The sequence below is a fragment of the Sandaracinobacteroides hominis genome, from assembly GCF_016464365.1.
Taxonomy (GTDB): Bacteria; Pseudomonadota; Alphaproteobacteria; order Sphingomonadales; family Sphingomonadaceae; genus Sandaracinobacteroides; species Sandaracinobacteroides hominis.
Genome location: NZ_JADCUC010000001.1, coordinates 894,471 through 909,333, shown reverse-complemented (window position 1 = coordinate 909,333; position 14,863 = coordinate 894,471). Strand labels below are relative to the sequence as shown.

Below are 14,863 nucleotides of genomic sequence, written 5' to 3'. Positions count from 1 at the left end.
TTAGTCCCGCGATGATCGAAGGGTTTGCACGCCGCGCGCGGGAGCGCATTCGCGGCCACGAGGGCGGCTATCGGCGGGATCACCTGCGCGCGCTGGCGCAGCGTGTCGAGGTCGCGGACGACGCGATCCGCATCATGGGATCGAAAACGGAGCTGCTAAAGACGCTTATTGCCGGCCAAGGGCGGCAATCGGCGGCGATTGGCGTGCCCAGAGGCGGACTGAAATGGCGGAAGCGGTGGGATTCGAACCCACGGAGGCTTGCACCTCGCTGGTTTTCAAGACCAGTGCCTTAAACCACTCGGCCACACTTCCGCACCGGGCTGCACGCGCCGCCATCTGTCCGGAGCCCCGCCTTGGGGGTGCGAAGCCGATTTGGCAAGCATCGGATGTGTTACGGCCGTTCTGCCAATATTGATGCGAGGGAAATTGCACACAGGATCATTACCTATGGCACAAGTTTGTCTGGAATTTGCCGCTGCTGGCGCGCGGCAAGCTGGCTGTGGATGTGTTTGGCTCGGATGCGCGCGAAAGGGGATTCACGCCTGCAACCGCATGTGGCACAGGATTGTGCATGAACCGTTTGCCCGTTTTCGCCGCGCTGGGACTTGCGCTTGTGTTCGCCAGCCCGGCCATGGGGGATGAGACGCCGCCGGAGGCCGGGTTCCCGGTGTGGTTGCAAAACTACAAGATTGGCGCTGCCCAGCGCGGGCTGAAGCCCGAGTGGGTGGATGCGACGCTGGCGGGGGTACAGTACAGCGCGCGGGCGGTGGAGCTGGATCGCAACCAGCCGGACGACAGCGGCAAGCGCAATGTCTTTGCCGATTATCTGGCGCGGCAGCTGACGCAGCAGCGGATCGACGACGGGAAGTCGCGCGCGGCGGCCTATGTGCCGGCGCTGAAGCGGATTTCCGCCGATTCCGGGGTGCCGCCCGAGATCATCGTCGCCATCTGGGGGATGGAGACGAGCTATGGGCGAATCCTGGGGGGGTTCGACCTCCCTTCGGCCATTGCGACACTTGCCTATGATGGGCGGCGCGCCGGCCTGTTCACCCGGGAGCTGGATGCGCTGGTGCGGATGGTGGGCGAAAATCGGGCCTATCGTTCGCAGCTGAAGGGTAGCTGGGCGGGCGCCTTCGGGCAGCCGCAGTTCCTGCCTTCGTCGTTTCTGGCGCATGCGAAGGACGGCGACGGCGACGGGCGGGCGGATATCTGGAACTCGACGCCGGATACCTTTGCCTCCATCGCCAATTATCTGAAGGACAACGGCTGGAAGCCGGGTGCCGGCTGGGGTTTTCGCGTGGGGGTGCCGGCGGGATTCGACCGGGCGACGGTTGCCAATCCGGTGAAGCCGACGGAGTGTATTCGCCCGCTGGAGCGGCACTCGAAGTGGATGACCGCGGCCGAGTGGCGGGCGAAGGGGTTTCAGCCGATGAACGCCGTCTGGCCTGCCGACACGGTGGAAATGAGCCTGATCGAGCCGGACGGGCCGGGGGAGGGGGCTTTCCTGACGACCCGCAACTATCGGGCGATCATGGAGTATAACTGCTCCAACTTCTATGCGCTGTCGGTGGCGCTGCTGGGCAATGCGGTGGAGCCGGCGCTGCGCTGATGAAGGGGCGTCTTCCTTTACTTGGTTTGATGCTTGTGCTGGCGGCCTGCGCTTCGCAGCCCAGGAAGGTGGCGCATGTGCCGAAGCCGCCCGCCGCTGCCGCGCCGGCACAGCCGGGGGTGAAGATCGGCAAGCCCTATGTCGTCTTCGGCAAGACTTATGTGCCGGCAGACGACCGCGGTTATGACGAGAAGGGTATTGCCAGCTGGTATGGGCCGACCTTTCACGCCAAGGCGACGGCGAACGGCGAAATCTATAACCAGGACGATGTGACGGCGGCGCACAAGACGTTGCCGATGCCGAGCTGGGTGGAGGTGACGAACCTGGACAATGGCCGGCAGCTGGTGCTGCGCATCAACGACCGGGGGCCGTTTGTGGATGGACGGATCATCGATCTGTCGCGCAAGTCGGCGCAGTTGTTGGGCGTGGACCAGCCGGGGCTGGCGCGGGTGCGGGTGAAGCGGGTGTTTCCGGACGGCGACTGGGCGCGGAGCAATCCGCCGAAGCTGGTATCCACGCCGCTGGCGCCGCCTCCGCCGAGTTTGCCGACGCAGACGGTTGCGGCTGCGCCCGTTGCGCCGGTGGTTTCGGCGCCCGTGCAGGCGGCGGTTGCGGCCCCGACGGCTGGCGGAAGCTATATTCAGGTCGCCGCCTTGTCCGATGAGGGGCGGGCGAAGGCTTTGGCTTCGGTGATGGCGGATTTCGGCCCGGCGGTGGCGCAGCTCGCGCCCAACGGCATGTGGCGCGTGCGGATCGGGCCGCTGGATTCGGCGAGCGCCGATACGATGCTGTGGGATGTGCGGGCTTCGGGCTATCCGGATGCGAGGGTGGTGCGGTGACGGGGCGCTTCATCGCGTTCGAAGGTGGCGAAGGGGCCGGCAAGTCGACGCAGATTGCGCGTCTGGCTGAACGGCTGCGCGCCGAGGGGCGGGACGTGGTCGTAACGCGGGAGCCGGGCGGCACGCCGGGCGCCGAGGAAATCCGTGCGTTGTTTGTTTCCGGGGCGACGACACGCTGGACAGCGGAGACGGATGTGCTGCTGGTGACGGCAGCTCGGGCGGACCATGTCTCGCGGCTGATCCGCCCGGCGCTGGAGGCCGGGAAGACCGTGCTGTGTGACCGCTACATCCATTCCACGCTGGCCTATCAGGGGTTTGGCAAGGGGCTGAGCGAAGCTACGCTGTTGCAGTTGCACGCCTTTGCGACGGGCGATTTGTGGCCTGATCTTGTGTTGTGGCTGGACATGCCTGTGGAATTAGGCCTGTCGCGCTCCACCAAGCGGGCGGCTGCGCAGAATGCGGATCTGCCGCAGGAACAGCGCTTCGAGCAGCTGACGCTCGACTATCATGAGCGCGTGCGTCAGGGCTTTGCGGCGTTGGCGGCGCGGGATCCGCGCATGGTTCGGATCGACGCGATGCAGGCTCAGGATGCAGTTGAGGCGGCTATTGCAGCTGCGGTTCGCGCTTAGCCTTCGCTCGGATCAGCTCGTCGGAGAGGCCCTTGTCGGTGCCGCAGAGCTTGTCCCAGAAGCGGAAATAGAGGCCGTAGTTCGATAAATAGCGTTCGTGGTGCACATGGTGGTGCGAGGCGCTGATGACATGCCGGCCGAACCAGCCGTCGACCCAGCGCTTCGGGAAGATTTCCCAGCCCATATGATTGGTGACGCCAAAGAAGGTCATGATCGTCAGCACCAGCGCCAGCGGTACGATGTGGATGGGGATCAGGAAGGTCAGCGCCGGGATCAGCCAGGCGGCTGAAACGGCTTCCCACGGGTGGAAGGCCATCGCCGCCCAAGCCGTTGGCGGCCGGCTTTCGTGGTGGACGGCATGCGCCTTGCGGAACAGCCAGGGCCAATGGTGCATGGCGCGGTGCGTCCAATAAAACCAGCTGTCGTGGATCGCGAGATAGAGGAACAGCGACACAGGCAGCCACCAGAGCGGATAGTCGGAGACATCGGCATAGATGCGCGTCCAGCCGCGCGTGGCCCACAGATGCGCAGCAAGCCCTGCGGGGAGGCCATAGATGATGGCGGCGAGCAGCGACCAGCCGATTTCGCGGCGGATCTGTTTCGCCAGCCGCACGGCCTTCTTCGGGTCCTTTGGCGCATAGACATCGGGCCGCACCACGCGCGAGCTCCAGGCGAACAGCCCGGATACGGCGAGGTATCGCACGGCTACGATCAGGCACATGCCCAGAAGTGAAATCCAAAGCGCGGTGGTTGGCATTGCCTGCACCTAGCCGTGCGGGCTTTGCGCCGCTAGAGCGACTTTGTGACTGGGACGCTTCCGCATTTCGACCTGCTTCTTGTGGGGGGCGGCCTTTCGGCGGGGTTGATCGCGCTGGCTCTGGCGAAGCATCGGCCGAAGGTGCGGGTGGGCATCATCGAATCCGGCGAGCAATTCGGTGGCAACCATACCTGGTCCAGCTTTCGGGCCGACCTGAGCGAGGAGGGGGCGGATATCGCAGCTCCGCTGATCGCCTGCAGCTGGCCGCACTATGAGGTGCGGTTTCCGAGCTATAGACGGCAGCTGGAGCAGGGGTACCAATCCGCCTTCTCGCACAAGTTGCATGAAGCGCTGGAAGCGACACTGCCGGCCCACGCGCGCTTTCTGGGCGTGCCCGTCAGCGCGATCAACCCGAATAGTGTCACACTGGCCGATCAACGCACAATTACGGCAGAGGCCGTGCTGGATGCACGGGGGCAGCGGGAGGCGCCGCATCTGGAGCTGGGGTTCCAGAAGTTTGTCGGCCTGGAAGTGGAGCTGGCCGAGCCGCATGGCCTGACCGGGCCGATCATCATGGACGCGACCATAGACCAGCATGACGGCTATCGCTTCGTCTATACCCTGCCGTTCACGCCGACGACGGCGCTGATCGAGGATACCTATTATGCCGACGGCCCGGCGCTGGACCGCGAGACGATCGTGGCGCGAATCCACGCCTATGCGGCAGAGCAGGGCTGGCGCATCATCCGGACCTTGCGCGACGAGGACGGCGTGCTGCCCATTGCAATCGATGGTGATATCCGCGCGCATCTGGCGAGCTCACCGGAAGGAATCGCGCCGGTTGGGATGGCGGCCGGGCTGTTCCATCCTGTCACTGGCTACAGCTTTCCCGACGCCGTGCGGCTGGCGCTGCATGTGGCCAAATTGCCAGACCTTTCCGCCGTCGCGATCGATCGGGCCGTGCGCACCTATGCGATAGAGACATGGGAATCGCGTGGTTTCTATCGGCTTCTCAACAAGATGCTGTTCCGCGCTGCCTATCCGGAGGAGCGCAGGCAGATCCTGGAGCGCTTCTACACGTTGAACGGCGGCCTTGTCGGACGCTTCTATGCTGGTCATAGCAGCATGCTGGACAAGATGCGGATCCTCACCGGAAAACCGCCGATACCGATACCGCGGGCGATCCGCGGGATACTGAAGGGTTGAAGATCAAGATGCAGCGCACGGCAGCAGTTATCGGAAGCGGTTTCGGCGGGCTGGCGCTGGCCATCCGCCTGCAGACGGCAGGCATCCAGACGACGTTGATCGAAGCGCGGGACAAGCCCGGCGGGCGTGCCTATGTCTATGAAACGCAGGGCTTCAAATTTGATGCCGGGCCGACGGTGGTTACCGATCCGACCTGCCTGGAGGAGCTATTCCAGCTCTCCGGCCGGAATATCGCCGATTATGTCGAGCTGATGCCTGTCACGCCCTTTTACCGGCTTATGTGGGAAGATGGCCGCGTCTTCGATTACTCCAACGACGATGAGCTGCTCTATCGGCAGATCGCCGAGAAGAACCCGAAGGACGTGGAGGGTTATCGCCGCTTCATGGAATATTCGCAGGGCGTGTTCGACGAAGGCTATGTGAAGCTCGGGCACGAAGCGTTTCTCGACTTCCGCTCGATGCTGGAAGCAGCGCCGAGCCTGATGAAATATCAGGCCTGGCGCTCGGTCTATTCGATGGTGGCGAGCTTTGTGGAGGACGAGCAGCTGCGGCAGGCGCTGAGCTTTCACACGCTGTTGGTGGGCGGCAATCCGTTCAAGACCTCGTCCATCTATGCGCTGATCCATGCGCTGGAGAAGAAATGGGGCGTCTGGTTCCCGCGCGGCGGTACGCATGCGCTGGTGCGCGGATTGCTGAAGCTGTTTCAGGATCTGGGCGGCGAAGTCCGCATGAACCAGAAGGTGCAATCGATTGAGGCGGCGGCCGGGCATGTGATGGGGGTGACGCTGGCCGACGGCACCGAATTGAAGTTCGATGCCGTGGCGTCGAATGGCGATGTGGTGACCACCTATAAGGAGTTGCTGGGCCACCATCCGCGTGGGCGGAAGATGGCGAAATCGATGATGCGGCGCAGCTTTTCGCCGTCGCTGTTCGTCATCTATTTCGGGCTGAAGAAGTTTCGCGCCGATATCCCGCATCACACGATCCTGTTCGGCCCGCGCTACAAGGAGCTGCTGGCCGACATCTATTCGGGCGGCGGGCTGGCTGACGATTTCTCGCTCTATCTGCATCATCCCACCGCCACTGATCCTTCGATGGCGCCCGAAGGGATGTCGGGCTTCTATGTGCTGTCGCCGGTGCCGCACCTTGGCAAGCTGCCGGTGGACTGGTCGGTGGTGGGGCCGAAATATGCCGAGAGCATTCTCAACTACCTGGAAAAGAGGCTGATTCCAGGGCTGAGGGATGATCTTGTGACGATGTCGACGCTGACGCCGGACGGCTTCCGCACCGAGCTGGGGGCGCATCTGGGTTCGGCCTTCAGCCTGGAGCCGGTGCTGTGGCAATCGGCCTATTTCCGCACCCACAACCGTGATGACGAGTTGAAGAACCTGTATTTTGTCGGCGCTGGGACGCATCCGGGTGCGGGCATTCCGGGCGTCGTCGGTTCGGCCAAGGCCACCGCCAAGCTGATGCTGGAAGATCTGGGCGCGCCGCGGCCGGTATGGCCTTCGAACGGCGGGCCACAGCTGGAGGCCGCGCAATAGGCCGATGACCGACGCCGTGCTCCTCGCCGCCCATGAGGCCATCGCCAAGGGCTCCAAGAGCTTTGCGCTGGCGAGCCGGCTGTTCGACGGCGGTACGCGGGATCGCGCCACGCTGCTCTATGCCTGGTGCCGCCACTGCGACGATGTGATCGACGGGCAATATCTGGGCGAAGGTGCGCACGACTGGGCGATCTGGGGGAGCACGCCGGGGGAACGGCTGGCGCGGTTGCGCGATTTCACCGACCGTGCGCTAGCCGGCGAGGAGACTGGCGAGCCGGCCTTCGATGCGCTGGCGCGGGTGGCTGCCGAAACCGGTATGCCGCCGCGCTATGCGCATGACCTGATCGACGGTTTCGCGATGGACGTGGACTGGAAGCCTGTCGTTACCGAGAACGACCTGCTTACCTATTGCTACCATGTGGCCGGCTGCGTGGGTGTGATGATGGCGATCGTGATGGGCGTGCCCGCTGGCAATCACGCGACGCTGACGCGCGCCTCTGATCTGGGCCTCTCGTTCCAGCTGAACAATATCGCCCGCGACGTCGCGGAGGATGCCGCGCGTGGCCGCTGCTACCTGCCGTCGGACTGGCTGGCGGAGGCCGGGCTGACGGTGGAAACGCATGCCGATCCGGCGAACCGGGAGGCGCTGCATCGTGTTGTTACCCGCCTTGTCGACCTGGCGGAACGGTATGAGGCTTCCGCCGCGCATGGCGTTCCGGCGCTTCGGAACCGGCAGGCCTGGGCGGTGCTTTCCGCCGCGCAAATCTATGGCGACATCGGCCGAAAGGTGCGCGGGCAAGGTCCGCAGGCGCTGGAGCAGCGCGCTTATACCCGCCGAAGGGACAAGCTGATCGCGGTGGCGCTGGCCACGCCGGAAGCGATCTGGAAACGCAACATCCGCGTCTCCACTTCGCCCGACCGCACCGGCTTGTGGACGCCGGATTTCGAGTGAGCTTCCGCGTTGCGCGGGATGATCTGACAGCCGATCAGACTCGTGCGCTTTTGCGCCACCACCTCGCCGGGATGCAGGCCAGTTCGCCGCCGGGCCATAGCTTTGCGCTGGATCTTTCGGGCCTCGAGACGCCTGACATCCGCGTCTGGACTGCCTGGGAGGGCGAGCGTCTTGCGGCGATCGGGGCGCTGAAACTGCTGGACGACGGCAATGGTGAAGTGAAATCCATGCGCACGCATCCCGACTTCCTGCGCCGGGGTGCCGGCGCTGCGGTGCTGGAAGCCATCATCGCCGCCGCTCGCGACAGCGGCTGCGCCCGGCTAAGCCTTGAAACCGGCTCAGGCGACGCGTTCGAGCCGGCACTGGCGCTTTACTGCAAGCGGGGGTTTGCCAATGGGGAAGCCTTCGCGGGCTATGAAGCCAGCGATTTCAACCAGTTCCTGCATCTGAGGCTCTAGGCGGGCCCGCCATGTTGCGGCCGACGGGGTTCTGCCGCACAACCGCTTTGCCGGTGCGGGCATTTTCGGCCAATTCGCGTTTCAGCTCGTCGATGGGCGGCGCCCAGATAAAGCCGAAGCTGACGGTGCCTTCCCTGGATTCAACCACATGGTGCAGCCGGTGCGCCTGCACGATCCGCTTCATGTAGCTGGAGCGGGGCACATATCCGGTTTCGATCCGGCGGTGGACGATGATGTCGTGGAAGCCGAAATAGATGGCGCCATAGCCGGTAATGCCTGCCGCCAGCCACACATAGAAGCTGCCCCAGTTTTCCTGCACGCCCAGCCAGAACAGCGAGATGGAGACGGCAGCGCCGAGCACACCGTAGAGGTCGTTCCACTCGAACCAGCCGTGTCGCGCCGTGTGGTGGGATTTGTGCAGGATCCAGCCGGGGCCGTGCATCACATATTTGTGGCCGTAGATTGCGACGACTTCCATCGTCAGGACGGTGGCGACGAAGAGCAGGATTCCGGCCCAGACGGGAATATCGAACGGCATGGCTGTGCCCTTAGACCTGTGTGGCGTGCATGAAAAGTCGCGGCATGCAGCGGGGCGATTGCCTGTTCGCAACAAGACAGCGATAGGGCGGCTTGCATGCGAAATTGATGCTGAGAGAATTCCGGATGGCGAAAAGTTTGAACAGGGTGCGCGCACTGATGCTGGGCGCCGGATTCCTGGCTATGACGGCTTGCGCGAGCAACCCGCCGACCAGGACGGCAGCGCCGCCGCCGCCGTCGACTGAAGTTCGCATCATCGCCTTCAACGATTTCCACGGCAACCTGCTTCCCCCGGGGATCGATATCGAGGCGCCGCTGCCCGATGGTGGCAGCGTGCGCATACCTGCCGGCGGTGCAGCATGGTTCGCCGATGCCATTCGCAAGGCAAAGGCGGAGGGCCCGAACACCCTGGTCGTCTCGGCGGGCGACATGGTGGGCGCTTCTCCACTGACGTCGGGCCTGTTTCTGGATGAGCCGACGATCGAAGTGATGAATTCCATCGGGATCGATTTCAATGCGGTCGGCAACCATGAGTTCGACCGCGGCAGCAAGGAGCTGAAGCGGCTGGCGCAAGGCGGTTGCGAAAAGAACGGCACGCGCGAGCCGTGCCAGCTGAGCCCGAATTTTCCAGGCGCGAAGTTCGAGTTTCTGGCTGCGAATTCGGTGAATCCGGATGGTTCCACCCTGTTTCCTGCGGTGGGGATCCGTACCATCGGCACGGGCGCGGCTGCCGTGAAAATCGGCTTCATCGGGCTGACGCTGAAGGGAACGGCTCAGATCGTTTCCTCCGCTGGTCTCGCCGGCGTGCACTTCACGCCCGAAGCCGAGACGATCAACGCCCTGATTCCGGGGCTGAAGGCACAGGGTGTGAACACCATCGTCGTCCTTCTTCACGAAGGTGGCGTTACAACGTCCAAGCCGCTTGAAGCCTGTGCAGGGCTTTCCGGGCCAATCGTGCCGATCCTCCAAGCCCTTGATCCCGCTGTTGATCTGGTCGTGTCTGGCCACACCCACCGTGCCTATATCTGCGAAGTGGGTGGGGCGCCCGGCCGCGCACCTGTGCTGCTGACCAGCGCCGGCAAATATGGCACCCTTCTTACCGACATCCGGCTGAAGATCGACCCATCCAGTGGCGACGTCGTTTCGCACAGCGCGCGACAGGTGGTGGTGCAAAGTATCGGCTTCGCCAGCAGCAGCGGCCGCGTTGAACCGACTGACGCATACCCCCGATTTGCCGCTGATACCGACGTGCAGGCTATTGTTAGCCGTTATGAGAACGCGTCGGCCGCGCTTGTGTCGCGGGTGGTCGGCAAGATGACGGCGCCGGCCGTGCGCCAGCCTGCTGCGTCAGGCGAGAGCGTGATGGGGAATCTTGTGGCCGACGCCCAGTTGGCCGCCACCTCGGCGCCGGGCAGGGGAGGGGCAGTCATCGCGCTGATCAACCCGGGCGGCGTTCGAGCGGATCTGGTGCCGGCTGCCGATGGCGGCATCACCTATGGGCAGCTATTCGCCTCGCAGCCCTTCGCCAATGACCTGGTGACGATGAGCCTGACGGGTGCAGAGTTGAAAGCGGTTCTGGAGCAGCAGTTCGGCGACGGCAAACTCCCGCATGTGATGAGTACCTCCGCCTCCTTGCGCTATATCTACGACATGCGTCGCCCGGCGGGCGAGCGAACCAGCGCGATTCGTGTCAACGGCAAGCCGCTGGAGCTGGCTGCCACCTATCGCGTTACGGTAAACAACTTTCTCGCAGGAGGCGGCGACGGCTTCAGCAGCTTCCGGGCAGGCAAGGATGCGCGTGTGGGTGGGCGGGATGTCGAGGCGCTGGAGGCGTATCTTGGAAAGGGCAAACCCGTCGCGCCGCCGACCGCCGACCGCGTCACCCGGCTGGATCGACCCGCCGGCTGATCATCTACCGGAAAAGGTGGCCGCCCTCTTTTCCCGCGCGGCAGACAGGCCTTCGCGGAAGTCATCCGTGCCGAGCAGTATGGACTGGCCGGTGACATTGCTGGACCATTCACCACGATCCGCGCGCCCTCGGCCGCCAGACGTCTTGCTGCGGCTTCTCCAAGCCCGGTCGAGGCCCCGGTCACCAGTGCTACCTTGCCTTCCAGTTCCATGCCTCGCCCTTCTTTCCGGTTGGTGGCCCCCGGCCCGGATGCATGTCTGCGGCAGCCAACCAAAATATGCAACGATGGCTATTATCTGCTGCCAGGCTTGGTTGTGCGTATCCCCTTTTAGAACGAAGCGGGAACACCTAGATTGCGGCCATGGCCATAGCGATTCGCACCAGCCTTGCAGATGTTCCGCTGGCGGCGGATTTCGTTCCCAATCGGCCGGCACGCCCGGAGAAGTCGGAAGGGGGGCGGCGCTTTGTGTTGCAGTCGGACTATCAGCCGGCGGGCGATCAGCCGGCTGCCATAGCCGAACTGGTGGCGCAGGCTGAAAGCGGCGAGAAGGATCAGGTGCTGCTGGGCGTGACCGGGTCCGGCAAGACCTTCACCATGGCGAAGGTGATCGAACAGCTGCAAAGACCGGCGCTGATCCTGGCGCCGAACAAGATTCTTGCCGCGCAACTCTATGGAGAGTTCAAGAGCTTCTTCCCGGACAATGCGGTCGAATATTTCGTCAGCTATTACGATTATTACCAGCCCGAGGCCTATGTGCCGCGGACCGATACCTACATCGAGAAGGAAAGCTCGGTGAACGAGGCCATTGACCGCATGCGCCATTCGGCCACCCGATCGCTGCTGGAGCGGGACGATGTGCTGATCGTCGCCTCGGTGTCGTGTCTCTATGGCATCGGTTCTGTTGAAACCTATTCGGCAATGACCTTCAGCCTGAAGAAGGGCATGACCATCGATCCGCGCGAGATCGTGCGGAAGCTGGTGGCGCTGCAATACAAGCGCAACGAGATGGCCTTTGCGCGGGGAAGCTTTCGCATGAAGGGCGATACGCTGGAGATCTTCCCGTCGCACTATGAGGACATGGCCTGGCGGATCGGCTTTTTCGGGGACGAGATCGAGGGCATTACCGAGTTCGACCCGCTGACAGGCAACCGCATCGCCAGCCTGGACAGCGTGAAAATCTATGCCAACAGCCACTATGTGACGCCCGGCCCGACGCTGAAGCAGGCGACGGAAGCCATCCGGCACGAACTGACCGAGCGGCTGAAGGAGATGGAGGCGGAAGGCAAGCTGCTGGAATATCAGCGGCTGGAGCAGCGCACCAACTTCGATCTGGAAATGATTGCCGCAACGGGCAGCTGTGCCGGCATCGAGAATTACAGCCGCTTCCTGACTGGGCGCCTGCCCGGCGAGCCACCGCCGACACTCTTCGAATACCTGCCTGAAAACGCCCTGCTGTTCGTGGACGAAAGCCATGTGACGGTGCCGCAGATTGGCGGCATGTCGCGCGGGGACCGCGTGCGCAAGGTGACCCTGGCCGAATATGGCTTCCGCCTGCCCAGCTGCGTCGACAACCGGCCGCTGAAGTTCGAGGAGTGGGACCTGATGCGCCCGCAGACGGTCAGTGTTTCGGCGACGCCCGGCAATTGGGAGATGGCACAGACCGGCGGCGTGTTCGTGGAGCAGGTGATCCGCCCGACAGGGTTGATCGACCCGCCTGTGGAAATCCGCCCCATCGAGGATCAGGTGGATGACCTGATCGCCGAAGCCAAGGCGACAGCGGCGAAGGGCTATCGCACGCTGGTCACCACGCTTACCAAGAAGATGGCGGAGGATCTGACCGAGTTCCTGCACGAAGCGGGCATGCGGGTGCGCTATATGCATTCCGATGTGGAGACATTGGAGCGGATCGAGCTGATCCGCGACTTGCGCATGGGTGTCTATGACGTGCTCATCGGCATCAACCTGCTGCGCGAAGGTCTGGATATTCCCGAATGCGGCCTCGTCTGCATCCTCGACGCCGACAAGGAAGGATTTCTCCGCTCCGAGACCAGCCTGGTGCAGACCATCGGCCGCGCCGCCCGCAATGTGGAGGGCAGGGTGATCCTCTATGCCGACCATCGCACCGGCAGCATGGACAGGGCGCTCGCCGAAACCGAGCGCCGCCGCAACAAGCAGATGGCCTATAATGCCGAGCACGGGATCACACCGGCGACCGTGAAGAAAGCGATCGCCGACATCGTCGCGCATGTTTCCAACAAGGATCATCTGACGGTCGAGATCGACGAGGATACGCCGCACCTCGTCGGGCACAATCTGAAGGCCTATATCGCCGACCTCGAGAAGAAGATGGAGGCCGCCGCCGCCGACCTCGAGTTTGAGGAAGCTGCCCGCATCCGCGACGAAATCCGGCGGCTGGAGGCCGACGAGCTGGGCATCAAGACAGAGCGCGCGGCGCCGGTGAAGGGCAGGGCGGACGCAGGCCGCCCCGGCACCCGCACCAACCGCTGGGGCAAGGTGAAAGGCCGCCCGCGCGGCCGCTGAGCGGGCGCATCAAGCTCCCGAACGTCAGGCTATCGTCGGCACGATCCCGCCCTCGGCCCGGATCGCCGCGCCGTTGGTGGCCGCGGCCAGCGGGCTCGCCAGAAAGGCAACCGTGGCGGCGATTTCGTCTGCTTCAATCAGCCGGCGGATCAACGACAGCGGGCGCATCTTCGCAAAGAATTCGGCTTCAAGCTCGGCGGGAGAGGCTTGGCTGTCGCCCACGGTGGAGCGGATGAACTCGACGATGCCTTCGGATCGCGTCGGCCCGGGCATCACCGAATTCACCGTTACGCCGGTGCCGCGTGTCTGCTCGGCAAGGCCGCGGGCGATGGCGAGCTGAGCAGTTTTTGTGGTGCCATAGTGGATCATCTCGCCGGGGATCACGACGCCGCTCTCGCTGGCGATGAAGATGATGCGGCCCTGCTTGCGTTCCAGCATGCGGGGAAAATAGTGGCGTGCCAGCCGCACGCCGCTCAGCACATTGATCTCAAAGAAGCGCAGCCAGTCGGCATCGCTGATCTCGGCAAAGGGTTTCGCCTCGTAGATGCCAAGGTTGTTCACCAGTATGTCGACGTCGGGCTGGGCGGCAATCAACTCCGCACAGCCTTCCGCCGTGCCGGCATCGGCAAGGACGGCGCGCACCTCGCCCTTTCCCGAAACTTCCTGCGCGGCGGCATCCAGCTTGGCCCGGTCGCGCCCGGAGATCAGCACGCTTGCGCCCTCGGCTGCGAGCCGCCCGGCGATTGCGAGCCCGATGCCGGCCGTAGATCCGGTCACCAGCGCCGTCCTGCCGTTCAGTTGCAGATCCATGTTCTTTCTCCTGTCTGAGCCGGTTTGCATATCGGTACCGCTGTGGTGACCTGCCATGGCGGATATGTTAACCATATGTATGCGGGGCGGTAGGGAGGCTTTCATGCGGCGATGGACCACAGTGGCGCTTGTGCTGCTGCTGCCGGCGTGCACGGCGCAGAATGCGCTTACCGTGGAACGCGGTGGGGCGCTGGTGGCAGCGGGTGCACCGGCCACAGCTGCTTCGCGCGCACTGCTGAACGAAGTCGCAGCGACCAGCCGCGAAGCTTCGATCGAGCTTGCCGTTGCCGATCGCGGCTGCCGCTGGCCGGAGGTTCGCATTGCCACCGCGCCCGAGGCAAGCGGGCTTTGCGCCAAGGCCGCCGAGCCGGGGGTCGATTTCGTCGTCATCGACCGGGCCAGGCTGTCACCGACCATTTCGCTGATCGATGGGTTGGTCGCCTATCTCTCCAGCGTGGATGATATCGTTTCGGAAGCACCGGACGATAGCGGCACGATGCTGTCCAACGCGCTTATCGATGCACAGGGCATCGCCGGGGTCGTCTCCAGCGTGGCCGGTGTTGCGGAACCGCGCGTCACCGACGAGCAGCGCGAGGCGGCCGCCGGGCTGGTCGGCCTGATTGGCACGCTTGCGCAAGAGCGCGATCAGGCCGCGCGTTTGCGGCAACTGGAGGGCAAGTCAGGGGACGTATCGCGCACGATTACGCTGCTGGAGACAGATCTCAACAACTGGGCAAAGCTGGCGCTGCAATCCGATCTGGATACCGTTGACGCCGCCTTTCTCACCCGCAGCCGTCAGCTGAGCAGGAATGCGCCCGATACGGACTATCGCGCCTTCCTTACCAACTGGGCCGAGCTGAAAGATCGCCGCGACGCTGCGGGCGCGCTTCCTACCGAACTCTCCAAGGCGCTGAACGCGATGCAGCTTGCGCATGCCGACTATGATCGCATCCTGCAGAACAGGAACCTTACCGCCGCCGACCGCAAGGAAATGGCGCGAATCGCCCGCGCCCGCCTGTCGCAGGCGCTCAGCAGCGTCGCCGCCGTGCTGCGCGCCTTCCTGTAGGAGCC

The 14,863-nt window shown here is 64.0% G+C and carries 13 protein-coding genes, 1 tRNA gene and 1 pseudogene; 10 read left to right on the top strand and 5 right to left on the bottom strand.

All coding sequences use genetic code 11. The annotated features are described in order from the left end of the window. Positions 1-224: 224 nt before the first annotated feature. A tRNA-Ser gene (locus IM784_RS04555) sits at positions 225-312 on the bottom strand. Between the two features lie 259 nt (positions 313-571). Between IM784_RS04555 and IM784_RS04550 the strand changes: the two genes are divergently transcribed. The 3 genes from IM784_RS04550 (at position 572) to tmk (ending at position 3,077) form a co-directional block, all read left to right on the top strand. After that, on the top strand, positions 572-1,609 hold the full coding sequence (locus IM784_RS04550) for a lytic murein transglycosylase (protein ID WP_199554049.1): 1,038 nt from the start codon (positions 572-574) through the stop codon (positions 1,607-1,609). 77 nt (positions 1,610-1,686) lie between these two features. Then, positions 1,687-2,448 carry a septal ring lytic transglycosylase RlpA family protein gene (locus IM784_RS17390; protein WP_328799438.1) on the top strand — a complete coding sequence of 254 codons (762 nt, stop codon included), beginning with the start codon at positions 1,687-1,689 and terminating at the stop codon, positions 2,446-2,448. Next, positions 2,445-3,077: a dTMP kinase gene (gene tmk, locus IM784_RS04540; RefSeq protein ID WP_199554047.1), complete on the top strand. Its 633-nt coding sequence runs from the start codon at positions 2,445-2,447 to the stop codon at positions 3,075-3,077. Before IM784_RS17390 ends, tmk begins: the two co-directional genes overlap by 4 nt. Here tmk and IM784_RS04535 read toward each other — a convergent pair. After that, positions 3,052-3,798 carry a sterol desaturase family protein gene (locus IM784_RS04535; RefSeq protein WP_235976512.1) on the bottom strand — a complete coding sequence of 249 codons (747 nt, stop codon included), beginning with the start codon at positions 3,796-3,798 and terminating at the stop codon, positions 3,052-3,054. The two genes, tmk and IM784_RS04535, sit on opposite strands and share 26 nt — an antisense overlap. An 81-nt stretch (positions 3,799-3,879) precedes the next feature. Here IM784_RS04535 and crtY point away from each other — a divergent pair, with 81 nt between their 5' ends. Genes crtY through IM784_RS04515 form a run of 4 tightly spaced genes read left to right on the top strand, consistent with a single transcriptional unit; the run spans position 3,880 to position 7,994 of the window. Continuing rightward, positions 3,880-5,040, top strand: a complete 1,161-nt coding sequence (crtY, locus tag IM784_RS04530; RefSeq protein ID WP_199554045.1) for a lycopene beta-cyclase CrtY — start codon at positions 3,880-3,882, stop codon at positions 5,038-5,040. Between the two features lie 8 nt (positions 5,041-5,048). Further along, positions 5,049-6,584 carry a phytoene desaturase gene (locus tag IM784_RS04525; protein WP_199554166.1) on the top strand — a complete coding sequence of 512 codons (1,536 nt, stop codon included), beginning with the start codon at positions 5,049-5,051 and terminating at the stop codon, positions 6,582-6,584. Between the two features lie 4 nt (positions 6,585-6,588). Continuing rightward, positions 6,589-7,536, top strand: a complete 948-nt coding sequence (locus IM784_RS04520; protein ID WP_199554044.1) for a phytoene/squalene synthase family protein — start codon at positions 6,589-6,591, stop codon at positions 7,534-7,536. Further along, on the top strand, positions 7,533-7,994 hold the full coding sequence (locus IM784_RS04515) for a GNAT family N-acetyltransferase (protein ID WP_328799437.1): 462 nt from the start codon (positions 7,533-7,535) through the stop codon (positions 7,992-7,994). Before IM784_RS04520 ends, IM784_RS04515 begins: the two co-directional genes overlap by 4 nt. On the opposite strand, the gene IM784_RS04510 is transcribed toward IM784_RS04515, so the two are convergent. Continuing rightward, the gene (locus IM784_RS04510) at positions 7,966-8,532 is read right to left on the bottom strand and encodes a sterol desaturase family protein (RefSeq protein WP_235976511.1); all 567 of its coding nucleotides are present in this window, start codon (positions 8,530-8,532) and stop codon (positions 7,966-7,968) included. The genes IM784_RS04515 and IM784_RS04510 overlap by 29 nt on opposite strands. Positions 8,533-8,657: 125 nt before the next feature. Here IM784_RS04510 and IM784_RS04505 point away from each other — a divergent pair, with 125 nt between their 5' ends. Beyond that, positions 8,658-10,439 carry a bifunctional metallophosphatase/5'-nucleotidase gene (locus IM784_RS04505; protein ID WP_199554043.1) on the top strand — a complete coding sequence of 594 codons (1,782 nt, stop codon included), beginning with the start codon at positions 8,658-8,660 and terminating at the stop codon, positions 10,437-10,439. Between the two features lie 146 nt (positions 10,440-10,585). Here IM784_RS04505 and IM784_RS17000 read toward each other — a convergent pair. After that, positions 10,586-10,651: pseudogene (locus IM784_RS17000) on the bottom strand (hypothetical protein); the annotation flags it as partial. Between the two features lie 150 nt (positions 10,652-10,801). On the opposite strand from IM784_RS17000, the gene uvrB reads away from it, so the two are divergent. Then, positions 10,802-12,982, top strand: a complete 2,181-nt coding sequence (gene uvrB / locus IM784_RS04500; RefSeq protein ID WP_199554042.1) for an excinuclease ABC subunit UvrB — start codon at positions 10,802-10,804, stop codon at positions 12,980-12,982. A gap of 24 nt (positions 12,983-13,006) precedes the next feature. On the opposite strand, the gene IM784_RS04495 is transcribed toward uvrB, so the two are convergent. After that, positions 13,007-13,792 carry an SDR family NAD(P)-dependent oxidoreductase gene (locus IM784_RS04495; RefSeq protein WP_199554041.1) on the bottom strand — a complete coding sequence of 262 codons (786 nt, stop codon included), beginning with the start codon at positions 13,790-13,792 and terminating at the stop codon, positions 13,007-13,009. 103 nt (positions 13,793-13,895) lie between these two features. Here IM784_RS04495 and IM784_RS04490 point away from each other — a divergent pair, with 103 nt between their 5' ends. Continuing rightward, the gene (locus tag IM784_RS04490; RefSeq protein ID WP_199554040.1) at positions 13,896-14,858 is read left to right on the top strand and encodes a hypothetical protein; all 963 of its coding nucleotides are present in this window, start codon (positions 13,896-13,898) and stop codon (positions 14,856-14,858) included. The last annotated feature ends 5 nt before the right edge of the window (positions 14,859-14,863 follow it).